23 protein-coding genes are annotated in these 24,209 nt (G+C 52.3%); 2 read left to right on the top strand and 21 right to left on the bottom strand.

Annotated elements, in window-relative coordinates:
- From holB to yceD, 12 genes are all read right to left on the bottom strand, one after another.
- Window positions 1-1,005, bottom strand: coding sequence for a DNA polymerase III subunit delta' (gene holB, locus BGE37_RS06875; protein WP_105277123.1), 1,005 nt, complete (start codon window positions 1,003-1,005; stop codon window positions 1-3).
- On the bottom strand, window positions 1,002-1,643 hold the full coding sequence (gene tmk, locus BGE37_RS06870) for a dTMP kinase (RefSeq protein ID WP_105277122.1): 642 nt from the start codon (window positions 1,641-1,643) through the stop codon (window positions 1,002-1,004). Before tmk ends, holB begins: the two co-directional genes overlap by 4 nt.
- Window positions 1,633-2,655: a cell division protein YceG gene (gene yceG / locus BGE37_RS06865; protein ID WP_000756841.1), complete on the bottom strand. Its 1,023-nt coding sequence runs from the start codon at window positions 2,653-2,655 to the stop codon at window positions 1,633-1,635. The genes tmk and yceG overlap by 11 nt, the downstream gene beginning before the upstream one ends.
- Window positions 2,656-2,657: 2 nt before the next feature.
- Window positions 2,658-3,467 carry an aminodeoxychorismate lyase gene (gene pabC, locus BGE37_RS06860; protein ID WP_105277121.1) on the bottom strand — a complete coding sequence of 270 codons (810 nt, stop codon included), beginning with the start codon at window positions 3,465-3,467 and terminating at the stop codon, window positions 2,658-2,660.
- A gap of 119 nt (window positions 3,468-3,586) precedes the next feature.
- The gene (gene fabF, locus BGE37_RS06855) at window positions 3,587-4,828 is read right to left on the bottom strand and encodes a beta-ketoacyl-ACP synthase II (RefSeq protein ID WP_000044678.1); all 1,242 of its coding nucleotides are present in this window, start codon (window positions 4,826-4,828) and stop codon (window positions 3,587-3,589) included.
- Window positions 4,829-4,914: 86 nt separating this feature from the next.
- Window positions 4,915-5,151: an acyl carrier protein gene (gene acpP / locus BGE37_RS06850; RefSeq protein WP_000103754.1), complete on the bottom strand. Its 237-nt coding sequence runs from the start codon at window positions 5,149-5,151 to the stop codon at window positions 4,915-4,917.
- A gap of 210 nt (window positions 5,152-5,361) precedes the next feature.
- Window positions 5,362-6,096, bottom strand: a complete 735-nt coding sequence (gene fabG, locus BGE37_RS06845; protein WP_105287896.1) for a 3-oxoacyl-ACP reductase FabG — start codon at window positions 6,094-6,096, stop codon at window positions 5,362-5,364.
- A 12-nt stretch (window positions 6,097-6,108) separates the two neighbouring features.
- Window positions 6,109-7,038, bottom strand: a complete 930-nt coding sequence (fabD, locus tag BGE37_RS06840) for an ACP S-malonyltransferase (protein ID WP_000191372.1) — start codon at window positions 7,036-7,038, stop codon at window positions 6,109-6,111.
- A 15-nt stretch (window positions 7,039-7,053) separates the two neighbouring features.
- Window positions 7,054-8,007 carry a beta-ketoacyl-ACP synthase III gene (gene fabH, locus BGE37_RS06835; protein ID WP_105287895.1) on the bottom strand — a complete coding sequence of 318 codons (954 nt, stop codon included), beginning with the start codon at window positions 8,005-8,007 and terminating at the stop codon, window positions 7,054-7,056.
- Between the two features lie 67 nt (window positions 8,008-8,074).
- Window positions 8,075-9,145, bottom strand: a complete 1,071-nt coding sequence (gene plsX, locus BGE37_RS06830; RefSeq protein WP_000197578.1) for a phosphate acyltransferase PlsX — start codon at window positions 9,143-9,145, stop codon at window positions 8,075-8,077.
- Window positions 9,146-9,225: 80 nt separating this feature from the next.
- Window positions 9,226-9,399, bottom strand: coding sequence for a 50S ribosomal protein L32 (gene rpmF, locus BGE37_RS06825; RefSeq protein ID WP_000290727.1), 174 nt, complete (start codon window positions 9,397-9,399; stop codon window positions 9,226-9,228).
- 51 nt (window positions 9,400-9,450) lie between these two features.
- Complete coding sequence (yceD, locus tag BGE37_RS06820; RefSeq protein ID WP_001174481.1) at window positions 9,451-9,972, bottom strand: 23S rRNA accumulation protein YceD; 522 nt, start codon at window positions 9,970-9,972, stop codon at window positions 9,451-9,453.
- A gap of 198 nt (window positions 9,973-10,170) precedes the next feature.
- On the opposite strand from yceD, the gene yceF reads away from it, so the two are divergent.
- Window positions 10,171-10,755, top strand: a complete 585-nt coding sequence (gene yceF / locus BGE37_RS06815) for a 7-methyl-GTP pyrophosphatase (RefSeq protein ID WP_105287894.1) — start codon at window positions 10,171-10,173, stop codon at window positions 10,753-10,755.
- A 111-nt stretch (window positions 10,756-10,866) separates the two neighbouring features.
- Here yceF and rluC read toward each other — a convergent pair whose 3' ends face one another.
- Window positions 10,867-11,826 (bottom strand): 23S rRNA pseudouridine(955/2504/2580) synthase RluC, encoded by a 960-nt coding sequence (gene rluC / locus BGE37_RS06810; RefSeq protein ID WP_000846356.1) that lies wholly within the window; start codon window positions 11,824-11,826, stop codon window positions 10,867-10,869.
- Window positions 11,827-12,398: 572 nt separating this feature from the next.
- On the opposite strand from rluC, the gene rne reads away from it, so the two are divergent.
- Complete coding sequence (rne, locus tag BGE37_RS06800) at window positions 12,399-15,584, top strand: ribonuclease E (protein ID WP_105287893.1); 3,186 nt, start codon at window positions 12,399-12,401, stop codon at window positions 15,582-15,584.
- A gap of 194 nt (window positions 15,585-15,778) precedes the next feature.
- Here rne and flgL read toward each other — a convergent pair whose 3' ends face one another.
- The 8 genes from flgL to flgE form a co-directional block, all read right to left on the bottom strand.
- Window positions 15,779-16,732: a flagellar hook-associated protein FlgL gene (gene flgL / locus BGE37_RS06795; protein ID WP_105287892.1), complete on the bottom strand. Its 954-nt coding sequence runs from the start codon at window positions 16,730-16,732 to the stop codon at window positions 15,779-15,781.
- 11 nt (window positions 16,733-16,743) lie between these two features.
- Complete coding sequence (gene flgK, locus BGE37_RS06790; RefSeq protein ID WP_105287891.1) at window positions 16,744-18,387, bottom strand: flagellar hook-associated protein FlgK; 1,644 nt, start codon at window positions 18,385-18,387, stop codon at window positions 16,744-16,746.
- Window positions 18,388-18,452: 65 nt separating this feature from the next.
- On the bottom strand, window positions 18,453-19,394 hold the full coding sequence (gene flgJ, locus BGE37_RS06785; RefSeq protein WP_105277118.1) for a flagellar assembly peptidoglycan hydrolase FlgJ: 942 nt from the start codon (window positions 19,392-19,394) through the stop codon (window positions 18,453-18,455).
- A complete protein-coding gene (gene flgI, locus BGE37_RS06780; RefSeq protein ID WP_105277117.1) occupies window positions 19,394-20,491 on the bottom strand; it encodes a flagellar basal body P-ring protein FlgI in 1,098 nt (365 codons plus the stop codon). Before flgI ends, flgJ begins: the two co-directional genes overlap by 1 nt.
- An 11-nt stretch (window positions 20,492-20,502) precedes the next feature.
- Window positions 20,503-21,201 (bottom strand): flagellar basal body L-ring protein FlgH, encoded by a 699-nt coding sequence (gene flgH, locus BGE37_RS06775; protein WP_001295442.1) that lies wholly within the window; start codon window positions 21,199-21,201, stop codon window positions 20,503-20,505.
- A gap of 52 nt (window positions 21,202-21,253) precedes the next feature.
- On the bottom strand, window positions 21,254-22,036 hold the full coding sequence (flgG, locus tag BGE37_RS06770; protein WP_000625837.1) for a flagellar basal-body rod protein FlgG: 783 nt from the start codon (window positions 22,034-22,036) through the stop codon (window positions 21,254-21,256).
- A gap of 170 nt (window positions 22,037-22,206) precedes the next feature.
- The gene (flgF, locus tag BGE37_RS06765) at window positions 22,207-22,962 is read right to left on the bottom strand and encodes a flagellar basal-body rod protein FlgF (protein ID WP_000349334.1); all 756 of its coding nucleotides are present in this window, start codon (window positions 22,960-22,962) and stop codon (window positions 22,207-22,209) included.
- A gap of 19 nt (window positions 22,963-22,981) precedes the next feature.
- Window positions 22,982-24,187, bottom strand: a complete 1,206-nt coding sequence (gene flgE / locus BGE37_RS06760) for a flagellar hook protein FlgE (RefSeq protein ID WP_032183932.1) — start codon at window positions 24,185-24,187, stop codon at window positions 22,982-22,984.
- Window positions 24,188-24,209 lie beyond the last annotated feature (22 nt).

Here is a 24,209-nt window from a genome sequence, read left to right as displayed (position 1 = left end):
TTAAAGATGAGGAACCGGTAGCACAACGCCCGGTTGCAGGTAATGCTCAATACGCAGTAAAAGATCGGTGATGAGAAGCTCGCGGTTAATACCTGTGACAGACATTAACTGTTCACGAATGTGGCAAACATCCCCCAGTATAGCCTGTAGACGCGAGGGAGAAAGATGGTTTGCCAGTTCGACGACCAGGCCCGGCACATCAACATTGGTAACCTGCGCAGCGCCATGATGGCGTTTTAGCGCATCCATCAGCAACGTTGCCAGCCAGTGTAAACGCGCCGGAGCTTGTTCATGATTAAGGGCCGCTAGCAGCGAATACCAGTCGCCCGATTGCACGCTATATGCCAGCGCCTGACACAATGTTTCACGAGCCTGCCAGATATCTCCCTGAAACAACGCCAGTGCCGCACCAGGCGAACCGGCGCTTAAGCGCAATGCGGCAAGTAATGTATCCTGTGACATTGTCACTTCGCGTGAAAGCCAAGTCACGGCGTACTGTTCCGGCGGCGGCGCAAGGTAATGTAACCGACAACGACTACGTAATGTTGCCAGTAAACGTTCAGGCTCGCGGGTAGCAAGGAAAAACCAGGTTTCTGCTGGCGGCTCTTCAAGCGTTTTCAGCAATGCGTTAGCCGCAGCGTCGGTCAGTAAGGCAGCATCGGTTACCCAGACAACTTTTGCACCGCCTAAGCGTGCGTGCTCATTCAGCTTTTCGGTAACTTCACGTACCGCATCAATGCCCAGCGCATTTTTCCCTTTTTCGGGAGCCAGGGTGTAATAATCGGGATGCGTGCCAGCCTGCATCAACTGACATCCACGACAGTGACCGCAACTTTTGTGGCCCTGCGGTTGTTGGCAGAGTAAATAACGGCTCAGGGCGTAGATTAAAGCATCCTCGCCCATACCCGGTAACGCCTGAATGAGTAGCGCATGGTGACCTCTTCCGGCCTGATAGCTGGCTACCAGTTTTTCGAAATCAGGTCGTAACCATGGATACCATCTCATGCGTTCTGCTCCTTAACCCAATTGGTCACGGTAGTGCGGATTGCATCCATCACGGACTCCAGCGGCTGGGTGGCATCAATGGTATGAATGCTTTTATCTTGTGCTGCCAGTTCCAGATAGCGGGCGCGGGTGCGATTAAAGAAATCGAAAGACTCTTGCTCAATACGATCCAGCTCGCCGCGCGCACGCGCGCGTTTTAAGCCAACTTCCGGGGTAACATCGAGATAGAGCGTTAAGTCGGGGCGAAAATCCCCGAGAACAGCATCACGCAGCGTTGCCAACATATGTTGGTCAATACCACGTCCGCCCCCCTGATACGCTTGAGTAGAGAGATCGTGGCGGTCGCCAATAACCCAAGTGCCGTTAGCCAGCGCAGGTTTGATGACCGTTTCTACCAGTTGAACGCGCGCGGCATAAAACATCAGAACTTCGGCTTTATCGGTAATGACTTCATCGCCTACCGATTTGATATCCAGCACCAGGCTTCTTAACTTTTCGGCAAGTTGCGTACCGCCAGGTTCCCGAGTGAAAACCATGTCGCGGATACCCAGTTGCTCGAGCGTCTCAACCACCACGTTACGCGCGGTAGTTTTGCCTGCGCCTTCCAGCCCCTCAATGACGATATACTTACTGCGCATTTTTTTCCTTAAGCACTTTCAGATAATCCTGCACAGACTTGTTATGACTGGCAAGATTGGTATTAAACGTGTGACCACCTTTACCATCGGCCACAAAATAGAGATACGGCGTTTTTGCCGGATGCGCAGCAGCCTTCAGCGAATCCGCCCCCGGCGTCGCTATCGCACCTGGCGGCAAACCGGTAATGGTATAGGTGTTATACGCTGTCGGCGTTTCCAGGTCTGCACGAGAAAGTTTGCCATTATAACGCTCTCCCATCCCGTAAATCACGGTCGGGTCGGTCTGCAGGCGCATACCAATGCGTAAACGGTTGATAAATACCGAGGCAACCTGATCGCGTTCGCTGGAAACGGCGGTTTCTTTTTCGATAATTGATGCCATCGTCACCAACTGGTTTTTATCTTTATAAGGCAGACCGTCCGCACGCCCTTCCCAGGCGCTATCGACCGCTTTCACCATTTTCTTGTGCGCTCGCTTGAGTAACGCGACATCGGTGGTATTGGCGGTATACATCCAGGTGTCTGGCCAGAACCAACCTTCAATCCACTCCGGGTTTTCCAGTTCAAGTGCCTGCGCTACGGTGGCGTACTTATCGTCGCTCAGCGTGTGTTTGATATACGGGGCCTCACGCAATTGCTTGAGGTAATCGCTCAAACGCATCCCTTCTACCAGTCGCAGAGGGAACTGTGCTTCTTTACCGCTTTCCAGCAATTTCAGCATCTCACGTACGGTCATCTGCGGTGTAAAGCGGTAAGTCCCGGCTTTAAAGTGAGAAAGATCCGGTTCGATACGCAGCAGCCATTGAAAAACCCGTGGGCGATTGATGATCTTATCGGCGTAAAGCTGTTCACCGAGCGCCAGACGTCCGGTCCCTGGCTTCAGGGTAAATATCGTCTCTTCTTTGATAAGCAATTTGCTGTCGGCAAGATGGCGAACCTTCCAGACGCCCACACCAGCGGCGATACCCAGTACCACCAGCAATAACAAGATAATCAATAACACTTTTTTCATGACTAATTCGGGCGCTCACAAAGTGGGGCTAAATATTCATATAACGTTGCTGACGAAAAGGAGACATCGCCACAGGCACGTACGGGCATCACTGGCATTAACGCATTACAAATAACCATCTCATCTGCCTGCAACGCCTCTTCCAGAGTGGCTTGCACTTCGACAAGCTGATAAGAGGATTGTGCCAGTAAACGGATACAGAATTGTCGCATAATGCCGTTAACACCTGCCTGCTCCAGTCGCGGCGTATAAACTACATTGCCCTTCCGCCAGAACAAATTAGCCGCACAGCATTCCGTAACCCACCCTTCGCTGTCAAGGACCAACGCCTCATCGGCATTTGTCTGCTCAAGATGAGAGCGAATCAATACTTGTTCAAGCCGATTAAGATGTTTAATACCTGCAAGATGAGGATTGCGCCCCAGCCGCACCGGGCTTAGCGCCAACATCATCCCCTCGTTACGCAAACGATCGTAATGTGCAGGATAAGCCGTAACGGAGAGAATCCGCGTTGCCGGTCCGCTGTTCAATGTGCTGTACCCTCGCCCGCCACTACCGCGACTGATCACGACCTTCAGCACACCATTCTGCTGTTCTGCTGCCAGCGTTTTCATCTCTTGTTCAAGCTGAGGCCAGAAGTCACAGGAAATCATCAACCGCTGACAAGCATCCTGTAGTCGCTGGATATGTGCCGATAACAAACTGACTTCACCGTCGATAACTCTGGCGGTGGTAAAACAACCATCACCAAACTGCGTTGCTCGATCGCTTACTGCCAGCGATTCCTGCTTATGACCGTTAATTAAGAACATACCAACTCCTTACCAGAGAATTGTTAGTGTGGCAGCATGTTCACTACGGAACAAGTCGGAATAAAAGCTAAGAAAAAAGGCCCGCAAGCGGACCTTTTATAAGGGTGGGAAATGACAACTTAGATCTTTTTAAAGATCAAAGAACCATTAGTACCACCGAAGCCGAAGGAGTTACACAGCGTGTATTCCATTCCGCTAACCTGACGCGCTTCGTGCGGTACGAAATCCAGATCGCAACCTTCATCCGGATTATCCAGGTTGATGGTTGGCGGAACAGCCTGATCGCGCAGTGCCAGGATGGAGTAGATAGACTCTACTGCACCCGCCGCACCTAACAGGTGACCGGTCATAGATTTCGTGGAGCTCACCAACACACGGCTGGCAGCTTCACCGAAGATGCTTTTAACAGCCTGCGCTTCAGCTTTATCGCCAGCCGGTGTAGAAGTACCGTGCGCGTTAACGTAGCCAATCTGACTCGCTTCAATGCCTGCATCACGCAGAGCATTTGCCATTGCCAGAGCTGCGCCTGCGCCGTTTTCTGGTGGTGACGTCATATGGTAAGCATCGCTGCTCATACCAAAGCCAACGAGTTCAGCGTAAATTTTCGCCCCGCGTTTTTTCGCGTGTTCGTACTCTTCCAGTACCAGCATACCGGCACCATCGCCCAGTACGAAACCATCGCGCTCTTTATCCCACGGGCGGCTCGCCGCTTGCGGGTTATCATTGCGGGTAGATAATGCACGTGCCGCGCCAAAACCACCAACGCCCAGCGGCGTACTGGCTTTCTCTGCGCCACCTGCAACCATCACGTCAGCATCGCCATACGCGATAATACGCGCAGCATGACCGATGTTGTGCACGCCAGAAGTACAGGCGGTCGCGATAGAGATGCTTGGGCCACGCAGGCCATACATGATAGTCAGATGACCTGCCACCATGTTCACAATCGTTGACGGAACGAAGAATGGGCTGATCTTACGTGGGCCACCATTCATCAGAGATGTGTGGTTTTCTTCAATCAGTCCGAGGCCGCCAATCCCGGAGCCAATTGCGGCACCAATACGGGTTGCGTTCTCTTCCGTTATTTCAAGGCCAGAATCCTGCATGGCCTGAACGCCAGCGACAATTCCATATTGAATGAAGGCATCCATCTTGCGCTGTTCTTTGCGCGAGATAATGTCCTCACAGTTAAAATCCTTTACTAAGCCAGCAAATTTCGTTGCATAGGCGCTAGTATCGAAATGGTCGATTAGGCTGATGCCACTCTGACCGGCAAGCAGAGCTTTCCAGGTAGACTCTACGGTATTGCCGACAGGAGACAACATGCCCAGTCCGGTCACAACTACACGACGCTTAGACACGTTTGTCCTCCAGGGAGGGAAAAAATGATTCTAGTGGGACAAAAGATAAAACTCAGGCGGTCGAACGACCGCCTGGAGATGTTCACTTACGCCTGGTGGCCGTTGATGTAATCAATGGCAGCCTGAACGGTGGTGATTTTCTCAGCTTCTTCGTCCGGAATCTCAGTATCAAACTCTTCTTCCAGAGCCATTACCAGCTCAACGGTGTCAAGAGAATCCGCGCCCAGGTCTTCAACGAAAGAAGCATTGTTGGTAACTTCTTCCTGCTTAACGCCCAGCTGTTCGCCGATAATTTTCTTAACGCGTTCTTCGATAGTGCTCATACTCTTAAATTTCCTATCAAAACTCGCTTTCGCGATGGTTTTCGTAGTGTATAAAATGTTGAAAAATTTGCAACTAAATCCCGGCAGGTCTTACCACGATTTTACGTTATTTTGAGGCCTTACCCCCCAATAACGCAAATCATTTTGCACTAATTATTACTCATAACCACGCAGACTGCGCGCAACATGAGCATTTTGTGCAAATCGCGGTCAGACCATGTACATCCCGCCGTTCACATGCAAAGTTTCACCCGTGATGTAAGCTGCTTCGTCGGATGCCAGGAATGCAACCGCGTTGGCGATTTCCTGTGCACCGCCGAGGCGACCCGCAGGAACCTGCGCCAGGATACCCGCACGCTGGTCATCGCTCAGCGCACGTGTCATGTCCGTTTCAATAAAGCCCGGAGCAACAACGTTTACAGTAATACCGCGTGACGCAACTTCGCGCGCCAGTGATTTACTGAAGCCGATCAAGCCCGCTTTCGCCGCAGCGTAGTTGGCCTGACCGCCATTTCCCATGGTACCAACCACAGAACCGATAGTGATAATGCGACCATGACGCTTTTTCATCATAGCGCGCATTACCGCTTTTGACAGACGGAAAACAGATGAAAGGTTGGTTTCGATAATATCGTTCCACTCTTCATCTTTCATTCGCATTAACAGGTTATCACGAGTGATACCGGCATTATTGACCAGGATATCCACTTCACCAAATTCTGCGCGAATTTTTTCCAGAACAGATTCGATAGATGCTGGTTCGGTCACATTCAACATCAGACCTTTGCCGTTGGCACCTAAATAATCACTGATCGCCTGAGCGCCATTTTCACTGGTCGCAGTGCCGATAACTTTCGCGCCACGGGCTGCGAGCGTTTCAGCAATTGCGCGGCCAATTCCGCGGCTTGCACCGGTTACCAGTGCGATTTTTCCTTCAAAATTCATGATTTTCCTCTTTTAAAGCTCGAGCGCCGCTGCCATCGCTGAAGGTTCGTTCAGCGCCGAGGCGGTCAGGGTGTCGACAATGCGTTTCGTCAGGCCAGTAAGCACTTTGCCCGGGCCGACTTCATAGAGATGTTCTACGCCTTGCGCTGCCATGTATTCAACAGACTTCGTCCACTGAACCGGGTTATACAACTGACGTACCAGTGCGTCACGGATGGCATCACCATTGGTTTCGCATTTCACATCAACGTTATTCACAACAGGAACTGTTGGTGCGTTAAAGGTGATTTTCGCTAATTCTACTGCCAGTTTGTCGGCTGCCGGTTTCATCAGCGCACAGTGAGACGGTACGCTCACTGGCAACGGCAGCGCGCGTTTTGCGCCTGCAGCTTTACAGGCAGCTCCAGCACGCTCAACGGCTTCTTTATGTCCCGCAATTACCACCTGGCCTGGAGAGTTGAAGTTTACCGGAGAAACCACCTGACCTTCTGCAGCTTCTTCACACGCTTTCGCAATAGACGCATCATCCAGACCGATGATTGCCGCCATAGCGCCCGTTCCTTCCGGTACGGCTTCTTGCATGAACTTGCCGCGCATCTCAACCAGACGCACCGCATCAGCGAAATCAATCACACCAGCGCAAACCAGCGCAGAGTATTCCCCGAGGCTGTGACCGGCCATCATCGCTGGTGCTTTACCGCCCTGCTGCTGCCATACGCGGTACAGCGCAACTGATGCAGTCAACAGCGCTGGCTGAGTTTGCCAGGTTTTATTAAGTTCTTCGGCTGGCCCCTGCTGAGTCAGCGCCCACAGGTCATAACCCAGCGCCGCAGAAGCTTCAGCAAACGTTTCTTCGACAATGGGATAGCTCGCCGCCATATCAGCCAGCATTCCAACGGTTTGAGAACCCTGTCCAGGGAACACAAATGCAAATTGCGTCATCTTTTAATCCTTATCCTAGAAACGAACCAGCGCGGAACCCCAGGTGAATCCACCGCCAAAGGCTTCAAGCAGAACCAACTGCCCCGGCTTAATACGCCCATCACGTACAGCTTCATCCAGCGCGCACGGGACAGAGGCCGCAGAGGTATTACCGTGGCGATCCAGCGTCACCACGACATTGTCCATCGACATGCCGAGTTTTTTCGCCGTTGCACTGATAATACGCAGGTTAGCCTGATGCGGCACCAGCCAGTCCAGTTGAGAACGGTCAAGATTATTCGCCACCAGCGTCTCATCAACGATGTGCGCCAGTTCCGTTACCGCAACCTTGAAGACTTCGTTGCCCGCCATCGTCAGATGAATTGAATTCTCTGGATTCACACGGTCAGCATTAGGCAGCGTCAGCAATTCACCATAGCTACCATCGGCGTGCAGATGGGTAGAGATGATTCCCGGCTCTTCAGAGGCAGCCAACACCGCAGCGCCCGCGCCATCGCCAAAAATAATAATAGTCCCGCGATCTGTTGGATCGCAGGTGCGCGCCAGTACATCGGAACCGACGACCAGAGCATACTTCACCGCCCCAGATTTCACGTATTGATCGGCTACGCTTAATGCATAGGTGAAACCTGCGCAAGCTGCTGCAACGTCAAATGCCGGGCAACCTTTAATACCCAACATGCTTTGAATCTGACATGCTGCGCTCGGGAAAGCGTGCGTAGCAGAAGTCGTTGCCACAACGATCAGGCCAATCTGGTCTTTATCAATGCCCGCCATCTCAATTGCGCGTGTCGCCGCTTCAAAGCCCATGGTTGAAACGGTTTCGTTTGGTGCAGCAATGTGGCGTTCGCGGATGCCGGTACGAGTGACAATCCACTCGTCAGAGGTATCCACCATTTTTTCCAAATCGGCGTTTGTCCGCACTTGTTCGGGCAGATAGCTGCCAGTACCAATAATCTTCGTATACATGTACGCTCAGTCACTTTTCGGTTATATACCGTCACTTGCAAACTGCGAGTTCGCTGGCAGCGTCCTGCTACCGCAGAGTTCCGCTTTTGCCACCGTCCAGCAGCTCAAAACCAGCTGGGTATACAGATTCCAGGCGAGCGGCAATTCGCTGAGGAACTTGTCGCTGCACCGCCTGCACTGCCTGTTCAATCGCGACCGCAAAAGCTCGCTGATTGGCTGCACCATGACTTTTTATCACCGTGCCGCGCAATCCTAACAGACAGGCGCCGTTATACTGGTCGGGGTTGAGGTGACTGAATCGCCTCGTCAGGCTCTTTTGTAGCCAACGCTTTAATAACAGTAGCCACCACGACCGTTTTTTCCCTTCACCCTGAGATTTCAGCAGAGAAAGGAACATCCTGACAACACCTTCCATCGTCTTTAATGTGACATTTCCTGTAAAGCCGTCACAAACCAGCACATCTGTCTTGCCAGTTAACAACTCATTGGCTTCAAGATAGCCGATATAATTGATAGAAGGGATTGTTTTAAGCACTGCTGAGGCATCCCGAATACTGTCGAGACCCTTTACTTCTTCTTCACCAATATTGAGCAACGCCACGCGAGGATTGGGAATTTCCACCACCTCTTCAGCCAGAACTGAGCCCATAATGGCAAATTGCACCAACATTGTACTGTCACAATCGACGTTGGCCCCTAAATCGAGGACCACCGTTTTGCCCTTTTGCTGATGCGGTAATACCGTCACCAGCGCCGGACGCTCAATCCCCTCCAGGGGCTTGAGTAATAATTTTGCCAGCCCCATCAGCGCCCCGGTATTACCGGCACTGACACAGGCTTGCGCTCGACCTTCTTTCACCAGCTCCAGGGCCACGCGCATTGAACTCCCACGACTGGCGCGGATAGCTTGCGAAGGCCGGGCATCACTGGCGATAACTGACTGCGCAGGAATAATCTGCAGACGCGAACGTTGTTCAAAGTCAGCTTTAGCAAGTAATGGCGTGATGGCGTCGGGATTGCCGACTAAAAGAAGAGTGAGTTGCGAATTAGAATTCAGTGCCTGCAATGCTGCAGGCACTGTCACGGAAGGGCCAAAATCCCCTCCCATGACATCTAACGCCAGGGTTAGACGTGTCAAGGTATCGTCGCCGCCCGGTTTGGTCTTTCCCCAGTTGCCTGGGGAAAATCCTCACTAAGCTTCATCACGCAGACGCGTGATTACTTAGCGATGACCTTGCGGCCGCGGTAGTAACCGTCGGCAGTGATGTGGTGACGCAGGTGTTTTTCACCAGAAGTTTTGTCTACGGACAGGCTGGTGACTGCGGTCAGCGCGTCATGGGAACGACGCATGCCACGTTTGGAACGGGTTGGTTTATTCTGTTGTACGGCCATGGACCTTACTCCTCAATTACGGTTTATCCCCGATCCAACGGGGAGCACCAATTACTTACGCTTTAAGCTGGCTAATACGGCAAATGGGTTTGGCTTTTGCGCTTCTTCAGGCAGTTCACCAAAGACCATGTCCGCTTCGGACACTTCACAGTGTTCAGAATCATGCACCGGAACTACCGGCAAGGCGAGGATGATTTCATCTTCAACCATTGCAAGCAGATCGATTTCACCGAATTCGTTAACCTCAATCGGTTCATACGCTTCCGGCAGTGCTTCAGCCTGTTCGTCTGAACGCACAGGACTAAAACAATACGTTGTGTAGACCTGATGAGTAAACGGCTTCCCGCAACGCTGACACTCGAGCGTTACCGTCACCTTCGCATCGCCGTTTAACACTGCGAGACGTTGGTTATCGATAGCGAACGACATGGAGCATTCCACATCACTGTCCACACTGACTACGGATTCGGCGACGCGCTCAACCTGATCAGGGGTATAGATACCCTGGTAATCAAGGCGTTTTTGAGCCGTACGAACCGGATCGAGAGTCAGGGGTAATTTTACCTTTTGCATAGGGCGCGCATATTAACTTTGTAACGTCATAGAGTCAAAGAAAAAGGCAGCCTGTGGTTGCCTTTTGCCAATAATTCGCACACATTGCGGGTTACTGCTTTATTTTCGTTCAGTGCTGATAACGAACATCAACCTGCAAAACGAAGCGCATAGTTTAAAATGGCTATCATCAATACGCTATATCTGATGGAAAAAAATATGCCTAAACTTATTTTAGCCTCCACCTCGCCCTGGCGTCGCGCTCTTCTGGAAAAACTGCAAATCTCTTTTGAATGTGCAGCACCCGAGGTCGACGAAACCCCACGCAGCGACGAATCACCGCGACAGTTGGTGCTTCGACTGGCACAAGAAAAAGCGCAATCTCTGGCGTCACGTTATCCGGATCATTTAATTATTGGTTCAGACCAGGTATGTGTTCTTGATGGCGAAATCACCGGTAAACCGTTAACGGAAGAAAATGCCCGTCTGCAATTACGCAAAGCCAGCGGCAATATCGTCACCTTCTATACTGGACTGGCGTTGTTTAATTCGGCGAATGGGCATCTGCAAACAGAAGTGGAGCCTTTTGACGTCCATTTCCGTCACCTGAGCGAGGCGGAGATTGATAATTACGTGCGTAAGGAGCATCCCCTGCACTGCGCGGGTAGCTTTAAGAGTGAAGGATTTGGCATTACGCTGTTTGAGCGTTTAGAAGGGCGTGACCATAACACGCTGGTTGGTTTACCGCTAATCGCGCTGTGTCAGATGTTACGTCGGGAAGGGAAAAATCCGCTGATGGGATAGTTTTTTACGCCGGATGCAGGTATGTCGCATCCGGCAATCGGTGCTGGCGGCCTGATGCGGCGTAAACGCCTTATCAGGCCAACCGCCCATTATCAGGTTTATATGCTTGTATTAGCGCGCGTTACGCAGCTTTTGCAAACAACGCTTCAAACCTTCATCCATCGGCGCTTCGATACGCATCACCTCACCGGTTCCCGGATGGGTAAACTTCAACGCTGCGGCGTGCAGGAACAGACGATTTAATCCCGTGCCTGCTTCAGTGAGCTGTCTATCAAATTCACGGTCACCGTAGCGATCGTCAAAGGCAATCGGATGACCCGCATACTGTGTATGCACACGGATCTGATGAGTACGCCCAGTTACCGGGCTACAACGCACCAGGGTGGCAAATGCATAGCGTTCTTCCACTTTAAAGCGTGTTTCCGACGGTTTACCTTCCTGACTCACACGCACGATACGTTCGCCACTTTGCAGAATATTTTTCAGCAACGGCGCTTGTACGCTCTTCACATGCGACTGCCACTGACCGCGCACCAGCGCCAGGTAATCTTTTTGCATCCCTTTTTCACGTAATTGCTCATGCAGAGAACGCAACGCCGAGCGTTTTTTCGCTACCAGCAACACACCGGAAGTGTCCCGGTCGAGACGATGTACCAGTTCAAGGAACCGCGCTTCCGGGCGCAACGCCCGTAAACCTTCGATAACGCCGAAGCTTAAACCACTGCCGCCATGTACTGCCGTACCGGAAGGTTTATTCAGCACCAGGATATGCTCATCTTCATATAAGATGACGTCCGCCAGCGCCGCCACCTTTTGCAGATGTGGCGAAACCGCCTCCTCTTCACGTTCAGCAACGCGAACCGGTGGAATACGCACCTCATCACCTGCTTCGAGTTTATATTCAGGCTTAATACGTTTTTTGTTCACCCGCACTTCGCCTTTACGCAAAATACGGTAAATCATACTTTTAGGTACGCCTTTCAATTGGGTACGCAAAAAGTTGTCGATACGTTGCCCCGCTTCGTCCGCGGTGATAGCAACAATTTTTACGGATGGAGTCTCTGTTTTCATGGTGGGCGATTCTAATTAGCCAACAGGATTCGCGCCACTCATTTTTCTATGCTTATATTTAGTTTTGCACCTTATTACTCCACTACGTCATCACTTTATTGATGGTTATTAAACCAATCACCATTAAGAAGTGAAAAAACTGTGAGTAAGCGGGTGATAAATGGTAAAAGTCATCTTGCTATAACAAGGCTTGCAGTGGAATAATGAGAACGTTTCCGTGTCCATCCTTGTTAAAACAAGAAATTTTACGGAATAACCCATTTTGCCCGACCGATCATCCACGCAGCAATGGCGTAAGACGTATTGATCTTTCAGGCAGTTAGCGGGCTGCGGGTTGCAGTCCTTACCGGTAGATGGAAATATTTCTGGAGAGTAATACCCAGTCTGTTTCTTTGATAATTGCGCTGTTTTTCCGCATGAAAAACGGGCAACCGACACTCTGCGCCTCTTTGAGCTGACGATAACCGTGAGGTTGGCGACGCGACTAGACACGAGGCCATCGGTTCACACCCGGAAAGGCGTTACTTTGCCCGCAGCTTAGTCGTCAATGTAAGAATAATGAGTAAGTTACGATGAAAAGAATGTTAATCAACGCAACTCAGCAGGAAGAGTTGCGCGTTGCCCTTGTAGATGGGCAGCGTCTGTATGACCTGGATATCGAAAGTCCAGGGCACGAACAGAAAAAGGCAAACATCTACAAAGGTAAAATCACCCGCATTGAACCGAGTCTGGAAGCTGCTTTTGTTGATTACGGCGCTGAACGTCACGGTTTCCTCCCACTAAAAGAAATTGCCCGCGAATATTTCCCTGCTAACTACAGTGCTCATGGTCGTCCCAACATTAAAGATGTGTTGCGTGAAGGTCAGGAAGTCATTGTTCAGATCGATAAAGAAGAGCGCGGCAACAAAGGCGCGGCATTAACCACCTTTATCAGTCTGGCGGGTAGCTATCTGGTTCTGATGCCGAACAACCCGCGCGCGGGTGGTATTTCTCGCCGTATTGAAGGCGACGACCGTACCGAATTAAAAGAAGCACTGGCAAGCCTTGAACTGCCGGAAGGCATGGGGCTTATCGTGCGCACCGCTGGCGTCGGCAAATCTGCAGAGGCGCTGCAATGGGATTTAAGCTTCCGTCTGAAACACTGGGAAGCCATCAAAAAAGCCGCTGAAAGCCGCCCTGCTCCATTCCTGATTCATCAGGAGAGCAACGTCATCGTTCGCGCATTCCGCGATTACTTACGTCAGGACATCGGCGAAATCCTTATCGATAACCCGAAAGTGCTCGAACTGGCGCGTCAGCATATCGCTGCATTAGGTCGCCCGGATTTCAGCAGCAAAATCAAGCTGTACACTGGTGAAATTCCGCTGTTCAGCCACTACCAGATCGAGTCGCAGATCGAGTCCGCCTTCCAGCGTGAAGTTCGTCTGCCATCCGGTGGTTCCATTGTTATCGACAGCACCGAAGCGTTAACAGCCATCGACATCAACTCCGCACGCGCGACCCGCGGCGGCGATATCGAAGAAACCGCGTTTAACACCAACCTCGAAGCTGCCGATGAGATTGCTCGTCAGCTGCGCCTGCGTGACCTCGGCGGCCTGATTGTTATCGACTTCATCGACATGACGCCAGTACGCCACCAGCGTGCGGTAGAAAACCGTCTGCGTGAAGCGGTGCGTCAGGACCGTGCACGTATTCAAATCAGCCATATTTCTCGCTTTGGCCTGCTGGAAATGTCCCGTCAGCGCCTGAGCCCATCATTGGGTGAATCCAGCCATCACGTCTGCCCGCGCTGCTCCGGTACCGGCACCGTGCGTGACAACGAATCCCTGTCGCTCTCTATTCTGCGTCTGATTGAAGAAGAAGCGCTGAAAGAGAACACTCAGGAAGTGCATGCCATTGTTCCTGTACCAATCGCTTCTTACCTGCTGAACGAAAAACGCTCTGCGGTAAATGCCATTGAAACTCGTCAGGACGGCGTGCGCTGTGTGATTGTGCCAAACGATCAGATGGAAACCCCGCACTACCATGTGCTGCGCGTGCGCAAAGGGGAAGAAACCCCAACCTTAAGCTACATGCTGCCGAAGCTGCATGAAGAAGCGATGGCGCTGCCGTCTGAAGAAGAGTTCGCTGAACGTAAGCGTCCGGAACAACCTGCGCTGGCAACGTTTGCCATGCCGGATGTGCCGCCAGCGCCAACCCCAGCTGAACCTGCCGCGCCTGTCGCAGCCCCAGCACCTAAAGCTGCATCAACAACACCAGCAACTCCTGCACAACCTGGGCTGTTGAGCCGCTTCTTCGGCGCACTGAAAGCGCTGTTCAGCGGTGGTGAAGAAACCAAACCGACCGAGCAACCGGCACCGAAAACTGAAACGAAACCGGAACGTCAACAGGACCGCCGTAAGCCACGTCAGAACAACCGTCGTGACCGAAATGAACGCCGCGACACACGTAGCGAACGTAATGAAGGCAGCGATAATCGCGAAGAAAACCGCCGTAATCGTCGCCAGGCACAGCAGCAGACTGCCGAGACGCGTGAGAGCCGTCAGCAGGCTGAGGTAACGGAAAAAGCGCGTACCACCGACGAGCAGCAAGCGCCGCGTCGTGAACGTAGCCGCCGCCGTAATGATGATAAACGTCAGGCGCAACAAGAAGCGAAAGCGCTGAATGTTGAAGAGCAATCTGTTCAGGAAATCGAACAGGAAGAACGTGTACGTCCGGTTCAGCCGCGTCGTAAACAGCGCCAGCTGAATCAGAAAGTGCGTTACGAGCAAAGCGTAGCCGAAGAAACGGTAGCCGCACCAGTGGTTGAAGAAACTGCCGCTGCCGAAACCATCGTTCAGGAAGTGCCTGCTCCGCGTACAGAACTGGCGAAAGTCCCGCTGCCAGTCGTAGCGCAAACTGCGCCGGAACAGCAGGAAGAGAACAATGCTGATAACCGTGATAACGGTGGCATGCCGCGTCGCTCTCGCCGCTCGCCTCGTCACCTGCGCGTAAGTGGTCAGCGTCGTCGTCGCTATCGTGACGAGCGTTATCCGACCCAGTCGCCAATGCCGTTAACCGTAGCGTGCGCGTCTCCGGAACTGGCCTCTGGCAAAGTCTGGATCCGCTATCCGATTGTACGTCCGCAAGATGTACAGGTTGAAGAGCAGCGCGAACAGGAAGAAGTACAAGTGCAACCGATGGTGACTGAGGTCCCTGTCGCCGCCGCTGTCGAACCTGTTGTTAGCGCGCCGGTTGTTGAAGAAGTGGCTGAAGTCGTAGAAGCCCCCGTTCAGGTTGCCGAACCGCAACCGGAAGTGGTTGAAACGACGCATCCTGAGGTGATTGCCGCCGCGGTAACTGAACAGCCGCAGGTGATTACCGAGTCTGATGTTGCCGTAGCCCAGGAAGTTGCAGAACACGCAGAACCGGTGGTTGAACCGCAGGAAGAGACGGCTGATATTGAAGAAGTTGCCGAAACTGCTGAGGTTGTGGTTGCTGAACCTGAAGTTGTTGCTCAACCTCCCGCGCAAATCGTCGCTGAAGTCGCAGCAGAAGTTGAAACGGTAGCCGCTGTTGAACCTGTATTAGCTGTTGAGCATAACCACGCTACCGCGCCAATGACGCGTGCTCCGGCTCCGGCATATGTTCCGGAGGCACCGCGTCACAGTGACTGGCAGCGCCCTGCTTTTACCTTCGAAGGTAAAGGTGCTGCAGGTGGTCATACGGCAACGCATCATGCATCTGCCGCGCCTGCGCGTCCGCAACCTGTTGAGTAATAATTAGCTCAAGTAATCAAGCCCTGGTAACTGCCAGGGCTTTTTTATTTCATCTTTAAATCAACATATTAAAATTCATCGAATGGCATCCTTGCTAACCAACAATACAAAATAGGCAAAAAAATGCCCGCCCCGGCGATCCCAGAGCAGGCAGACAAAACATACCCAGTTTCATGATATGTTTTAAAGCGAGCTTATTTGTTGAGCTGGAACAGCGACAATCCCTGCATATCGGTAAATGCTTTATACGATGCCTGCAATGCCGTTTGCTGCATGATGTAAGATGAAATAGTTGCATTCCAGTCCACATCAACCAGATCGCTCATCTGCTGCGTTTGCCCTAAAGCGCGATCGCTACCTAATGAATCCAGCGACTCCAGTTCGTTCAGCTGCGTGCCTAATTCCGCGCGAACGGTCAGCACATTATTCAGCGAATTTTTCAGTCCGCGGTTGGTTTTATCCAGTGTCGCAGCGGCGGTTTCTTTATCCGCTTCGCTATCCGCGACCGGCGTTTTCAGGGCTGCGATGGCGCTATCCAGCATGGCAAAAAGATTGGTTTCAGAAGCGCTACCGTCTGGTTCCGCTACCGCGTTGCTGGTAATACTGTCGAAAATTTTGTCACCCGTGTGCCCTATCACCATCGAACGCGAAGCATCGACCTGTTGTTTAATACTTTCTGCTCCGCCAACATATTCGCCGTCTGCCTCACTAAACGGCGCAGTTTCTGTTTTATAACCGGCAAAAATGTAGCGCCCGTTACCGTCAGTGGTGTTCGCCAGATTCAGCAACTGGTCACGAAGCCCCTGAATATCCGTAGCCAGTGAGGCCCGGTCATCGTCACTCAAGGTGCCATTGCTGGCGTAGACAATTTTTTCCTGAGCATTCTGGATAGCAGTGGTGACCTGGCTAAGCACACTCTCTTCCAGTGACACTTTTTGAGTGGCGAAAGTACGCGCCAGCGTGTACTGACTGTTTTGCGCCTGTGCCTGGGAGAGAACAACAGCTTGTGATGCAGCAATGGGATCATCTGAAGGGTTAACGACTCGCTTACCCGTCGACATCTGTTCGCCGTACTTCATCCATTCTGCCTGAGAATTGGTGATGCCACGCATGTTTTGCTGGTACATCATCTGGGTACTGAAACGCATTTTATCTCCCCTTAGCGAATGTTAATCAGCGCATCAAAAATCGCGTTTGCCGTCTGCAGAACCTGCGCATTCGCCAGGTAATACTGCTGAAAACGTTGCAAATTTCCGTACTCCTCATCGAGATTGACACCGGAAATCGACTGCTGCTGATTGGAAAGCTGCGTCACCACATTACCTTGCGTGGCGCTACTGGTTTTCAACGTCGCGGTTTTATTACCGATATCACTCACTAACGATGCATAAGCATCGTTAAAGGATTTCGCACCGCCCACCGTTTTACTGTTGCTTTGCAGATCCAGCAGGGCCTGACCGTTGCGGTTGTCGCTATCACCCGCATCTTCTTCGCTCGCCATGGCGATTTTCGCTTCGTCAGTGATTAATACATCCATGTTGACGATGGCGTCACTTACCGGTTTCAGCGTGAAGCTGTCGTTAACGGCAGGCGTTCCTGTAAACGTCAACTCCAGACCATCAAATGCCACTTTACCGTTGGCATCCGGCGCCACCGTAAAAGTGGTATTGCTGGCAAGGCGGGTGACCTGCCACTGATTATTATCGAACGAGATTTTGTAATCTGTCGCCAGTACCGCGGAGGCATCAGTTACCGTTGCACCGATCGCAACGCCACCATTGTTGTTAGTATTTTGCAGAACCGCGGGCTTACCGATAGCAAAGAAATCCTCCCCTTCTTTACCATTGGCATCATACCCCTTGTTATGTTGGGCATTGAAAGCCTCGGCAAATGCCAGCGCCAGTTGTCCGAGCGTATTACGCGTCTGGTCGAGATCCTGAGAACGAAATGTCAGAATACCGCCCAGTGACCCGGTATTCAGCAATTTCTCCGGGATCTCAAGATTGCCCGCAGTCCCATCAACATAAGCGACAGTCGTACGAGAAGGGTCGGCGCTGGAAGGAACTGCCGCCAGCTGCCGCGCCGTACTACCCTGAACCAGTGAGTAGCCATTGGCCATCGTGATGTTATAAGTGCCACCATCCTGAACGCTGACTTCTACGCCAACAATCTGGTTTAATTCGCTCACCAGTTGATCGCGTTGATCCAGCAGATTGTTAGGTGACGCCCCTGCCCCCACGCCTGTCAGGCGGGAGATCTGATCGTTCAGGCTGGCGATTTGTTTAGCGTAATTGTTGATCTGATCAACGCTGGCACCTATCGCGATATTGACCTGTTTGTCCTGGTCGCGCAGATATTGATCGGTGGTTTTAAACTGATTCACCAACCCTTCTGATTTCCCAATCAGCGCCTGGCGTGCTGCCGGGTCTTCCGCGTTACTTACCAGCGTTTGCAGGCTGGTGAAGAAATCCTGCATCTGTGTTGCCAGCGAAGAGGTACTGGTGGAGAGCATATTGTCGATTTTCGACATCTGCTCATAGCGGGCAGTCAGGCCGCTACTTTGCGTCTGCGCAGCACGTAACTGGTTGGTAATAAACGCATCATACTCACGCTGCACACCAGAAACGTAGACGCCATTGCCAACCCAGCCACCCGCGCCCAACGTGCTGTTGGCCTGCGCCATAATAGTGGTTTGGCGGGTATATCCGGCAACGTTATAGCTGGAAATATTATTACTTGCCGTATTTAACGCCGCCTGAGCCGCGTTCAGTCCGCTCATGGCGTTATTGATCAAGCTGGACATGGAGGTTCCTTATAAGCCTTCAATTACAGAGTATTATCGGCAGCGACACGCCGGACTTGAGTTATTCAGAACAGATTATCAATGTTCATGCTGTAGGTTTTGCTCACCTTGTCGCTTATCGATTTCATCTGCTGAATCATGCTGGTGAGTTTGCGGGCATAGTGAGGATCGGTGGCATAGCCCGCGTCCTGTAGGGCCTGCGCCCCCTGCTCCGCACTCGCGGCGGTCGTCACGGCAGCGTAGCGCGGGTTACGTGTTAATAGCCCAACGTAATCCGACAATGCTTCCAGATACGAGCTGTAGACCCGAAACTTCGCTTTTACTTTCTTCGCTTCGCCATTTTCATATTCAGTCGTGGTGATTTCAGTGACTGGCCCTTTCCAGTTGCCAGAGGCTTTGACGCCAAACAGGTTATAGCTCGGCTCGCCGTTTTCACGGCGGATTTGCCGTTGTCCCCAGCCAGATTCCAGCGCCGCCTGAGCGAGGATCAAATGATGTGGCACACCGCTTTGCTGGCTTGCCAGTTGGGCGGGCAACGAGAGTTGCGCGAGGAATGCTTTACTGTCACCCGGCAGCGAATCATCGTAGTTACGTGGTACGGCCTTTTGCACCAGCTGCGAAAGCGTCTGATTTTGATAACGCACCACGGTTTCGAGCGGGAATTTCATCGGTGCTGCTGGCGTGGACTCCTCTGGCGATGGTTGTTCTGGCGTCATCTGTTTAACCATCATCTCTGCCAGCCCCAGACCTTTGCCCGCCGTCATCTGTTGGGCAATCTGCTGGTCATACATACTGGTATACAGGCGAGTGTGCTCGCTGCTGAACAGGCCATCTTTTGGTAAAGCGTCGCGCATGCTTTTCAACATCATCTGCACGAACATCCCTTCCACCTGGCGGGCCACCGGACGGATATTTGCCGCCGGATCTTCGCCCGCTTTCGCCTTAAGTTCGTTGAGCGATTGTGCATCCCAGGCCGCACTTGCCAGTAGTTTGCTGTCGCTGATCATCAGATGATTTCCAGTTTTGCCCGCAGACATCCCGCACTTTGCATTGATTGCAGTATGGACATCAGATCCATCGGCGTAGCGCCCAGCGCATTGAGCGCACGCACCACGTTATTGAGGCTGGCGCTGGAACGTACGCTTTGCAGCGAACCGCCGCTCTGGCGTAAATCGATCTGCGTCTGTGGAGTAACCACAGTCTGCCCGCCACCAAACGGTGTATCTGGCTGGCTGACATTGGCCTGCCGATTTACCGTAACCGAGAGATTCCCCTGCGCTACCGCGCAGCTGTCGAGGGTCACTTCGCGATTCATCACCACCGAACCAGTGCGCGAGTTAATCACTACTTTAGCGTCCTGCGGGGAGACATTAACCTGCATATTCTGGATATCGGCAAGGAAACGGACCTGGGAACTGTTGCCACTCGGTACGCGCACCTGAATAGTCCGCGCATCTAACGCGGTGGCGCTGCCATATCCACGCACGCGGTTGATGGTGTCAGCGATTTGCTGCGCCATACTGAAATCTTCGTCGTTAAGTTGCAAATTAAGGGTATTCCCGACGCCAAACTGGCTGGGCAATTCACGTTCAATAACCGCACCATTGGTGATCCGTCCACCGTTCAGTTGGTTCACCTGAACACTGCTACCGCCAGCGGAGGCCCCTGCGCCGCCAACCAGAATATTGCCCTGTGCCAGCGCATACACCTGACTGTCAACGCCCTTAAGCGGTGTCATCAATAACGTACCGCCACGCAGACTTTTGGCATTTCCCATGGAAGAAACCACCACGTCAATGGTTTGCCCCTGACGTCCAAACGGTGGAAGTGACGCCGTCACCATTACCGCAGCGACGTTTTTTAGCTGCATATTAGTGCCCGTCGGAACGGTAATTCCCAGCTGTGAGAGCATGTTATTAAGCGTTTGTGTGGTAAACGGCGTCTGAGTTGTCTGGTCACCGGTGCCATCCAGCCCCACCACCAGGCCATAGCCAATCAGTGAGTTTTGCCTTACCCCCTGAACACTGGTGAGATCGCGAATACGCTCAGCCTGAGCTGCCGTGATAACCAGTAGAAGAATTAATGCAGAGAGAAATTTAATCACCACAGCCTCACTTACATTGGCGACAGGTTAAGGAAGAAACGCTGCAACCAGCCCATATTTTGCGCTTCGTTAATGTAGCCATTGCCTACGTATTCAATGCGCGCATCCGCCACCTGAGTAGACGGTACGGTATTACTGCCGCTGATGGTGCGAGGATTAACTACACCAGAGAAGCGAATAAATTCGGTACCCTGATTAATGGCGATCTGTTTTTCACCCACCACATGCAGGTTGCCGTTGACCAGTACCTGGTCAACCGTCACCGTCAACGTGCCGCTAAAGGTATTGCTGGCATTGGCCCCGCCTTTTCCGTTGAACGTGTTGCCACCAGAGGCTTCGACATCGGCACGAGCGTTACCAAACAGCCCCTGCAAATAGCGCGGCACAGTATCAAAGCCAAAATTAGTTTTACCGTCACGGCTGGCATTCGCAGAGGAGCTTTTGCTGGCGCTGACGTTCTCCTGCAACACGATGGTCAGCGTATCGCCAATATTGCGTGGTCGACGATCTTCAAACAGCGGTTGATAGCCATAGTTAATCGGCTGAGCAGACTGGAAAATAGAACCGTTGGCGACGGGCGTCGGACCGGGAACCGGTTGTGCACTGGTCGCCCCCTGTACCAGCGGCGTGGAGGGTATCCAGGCGCAGCCGGTTAGTGAAAGCACCAACAAGCTGGAAATGGCATAAGTATGCGCAGCGTTTTTTTGCATGGCTATCATCTTCAAAAATCAGTAACCCGGTGAATCTGCCACCGGTTATGCCTTAGAGTTGCGTCAGTTTTTGCAGCATCTGATCGGTGGTGGATACCGCTTTACTGTTGATTTCGTAAGCGCGTTGCACCTGAATCATATTGACCAGTTCTTCCGCCACGTTAACGTTAGACGTTTCAACATACCCTTGATAAAGCAGTCCCGCGCCGTTCAGGCCCGGCGTGCTTTCGTTCGGTGCACCGGAGGATTGCGTTTCGGTGTAGAGGTTTTCGCCAATGCTCTCCAGTCCGGTATCATTCATAAAGGTGGTGAGATTGAGCTGCCCAACCTGAACCGGAGCTGCCTGGCCTTGTTGGGTTACGCTGACCACGCCATCACGACCGATGGTGATACTTAACGCATTCGCCGGAATGGTGATCGCTGGCTGCACCTGAAAACCACCAGCCGTCACCAGTTGCCCGTTCTGATCCACCTGGAAAGAGCCGTCGCGGGTATAGGCTGATGAGCCATCTGGCAACATCACCTGAAAAAAGCCCTGCCCTTTAATCGCGACGTCTTTACTGTTGTTGGTCTGCGACAGGTTGCCCTGGCTGTGTAAGCGTTCAGTGGCGACCGGACGTACCCCCGTGCCGATTTGCAACCCGGATGGCAAGGTGGTTTGTTCGGAAGACTGTGCCCCCGGCTGGCGAATGGTTTGATACAGCAGATCTTCAAACACCGCGCGCTGGCGCTTAAAACCGTTGGTACTGACGTTTGCCAGGTTGTTGGCAATGACGTCCATATTGGTTTGCTGGGCGTCAAGGCCCGTTTTGGCGATCCATAATGAACTGATCATAAAATGTCCTGTGGTGGATTATTGACAAAATGCATATGTCTTCATGCCGGATGCGGCGTAAACGCCTTATCCGGCCTACAAGGTATAGAAAAATCAATAAATTGCGATGTACCCCGTAGACCGATAAGTTTGCACACCGGGCAACTTACGTTTGTCATGTATCCGTTCAATTAACTCATCGACAGCAGTTGGTTGGCACGGCCTGCGTTATCATCGACGCTGCTGATCACCTTCATCTGCATTTCAAAACGCCGCGCGCTGGCAATCATGTCGCTCATTGCCGCAACGGCATTGACGTTACTGCCTTCCAGAACCCCCGACATCACACGTAAGGTTGGATCTGCCTGCAGTACCGGCCCACGCGTAGCCTGGCTTTCTGCGCTTAAACGAAAAATGCCGTCGTCACCGCGCTGCACTTCGCTGCCCGTGGCTTTCACCAGCTTCAGACGCCCCACTGGTGCAACCGTATTTGCCGGATCGCCAGAATTCAGCGCTGAGATTGTGCCATCGGCAGCAACAGTGATTTCCGCCCCTTCCGGCACAGCAATTGGCCCCGCCTCGCCGATCACCGGATGCCCCTGAATTGTCAGTTGCCCGGTGGGATCAACCTGAATGCTGCCATTACGCGTATACCCTTCGCTACCGTCATCGGTCTGCACGGCCAGCCAGCCGTCCTGCTGCAACGCGACGTCCAGCGGGCGCGAGGTGTAATCCATCTTACCGGGCGTCATGTCAGCACCCGGTGTTGACGCCGTAACCAGCGTGCGCGTGGGTAGTGAAAGCCCTTCCACCGGCACTGCACGCAAGGCGTTTAACTGTGCGCGAAAACCGGGCGTAGAGGCATTGGCCAGATTACTGGCGGTCACCGCCTGTTGATTCAGCGTCTGGCTGGCTGCCCCCATCGCGGTATAAATTGCGTGATCCATTGAGCTATCCCGTCAGCGATTAGCGTAAGTTAACCAGCGTGTTGAGGATCTGGTCCTGGGTTTTGATGGTCTGGGCGTTAGACTGATAGTTACGCTGGGCAACGATCATATTGACCAGTTCTTTGCTGAGATCGACATTGGACGCTTCCAGCGCACCGTTGGTCAGGGTGCCAAAGTTGCCCGTCCCGGCTGTCCCCAACAGCGCCACGCCAGAAGATTGCGTCGCAGACCAGACGTTGTCGCCTTCGGATGCCAGACCTTCGTTGTTGGCAAAGTTCGCCAGTACAATCTGCCCCAGCAGTTGGGTTTGTTCGTTGGAATAGTTGCCGACAACCGTACCGTCATCATTGATTTGATAACTCACCAGATCGCCCGGTTTGTAGCCGTTCTGGGTGGTTGCCACAATGTTGTTAGCACCGGTATTTTGCTGCATGGAGTTGAGGAAGCTCAGGCTAAACGTGGCGGGATCTGCGCCGTTAATTGCTCCGGTGGTAATATCCTTTGTTGGATCTGAGGTCAGAACGCCATTGGCATTAAACACCAGCGTCGTTGCAGGGTTAGCTGTGCCTTTTGGATCACTGCTATCCAGGGTGTAAACATCCCAGTTATTATCCCCGGTCTTCACAAAATAAACGCTCATATCATGAGCATTACCCTGACTATCGAAAACAGTCACCGAACCTTTTTTGTTATAGCTATCCGCATTGCTGGCATCGAATCCTTTAACAGAGGGAAGCGGATCACTGGAATTCAGGTTGATCTGCATCGACGCCGTGGTGGTAGTTTTCGCTGCCATCAGGGTATTCGGGATCGAAATATTGGTCGGATTCGCCCCTTGTTGAATAGTCGGCGGCGTACCGGTTGCCGGATACCCCGTCAGCTGTAATCCTTGCATGTTCACCAGGTTACGATTTTCATCAAGCTTAAATTGTCCATTACGGCTGTAAAAAACCGAACCATTGCTGTCTACCAGACGGAAAAAACCATTCTGGCTGATAGCAACGTCCAGACCTCGCCCGGTGTTGGTGGTCGTGCCATCGGTAAAGTCCTGAGTGATACCGGCAACTTTTACCCCCAGTCCCACTTTCGAACCGGCAAACATATCGGCAAAAGAGGCCGTGCCTGATTTAAAGCCGTAGGTGGCGGAGTTGGCGATATTGTTGCCAATAACATCGAGGTTGGTGGCGGCAGCGTTTAATCCGCTAACCGCTTGAGAAAAGGCCATGACTGACTCCTGAAATTTGAGG

Source organism: Escherichia sp. MOD1-EC6300 (assembly GCF_002965045.1).
Classification (GTDB): domain Bacteria; phylum Pseudomonadota; class Gammaproteobacteria; order Enterobacterales; family Enterobacteriaceae; genus Escherichia; species Escherichia coli_F.
This window is presented reverse-complemented; position numbering and strand designations above follow the sequence as displayed.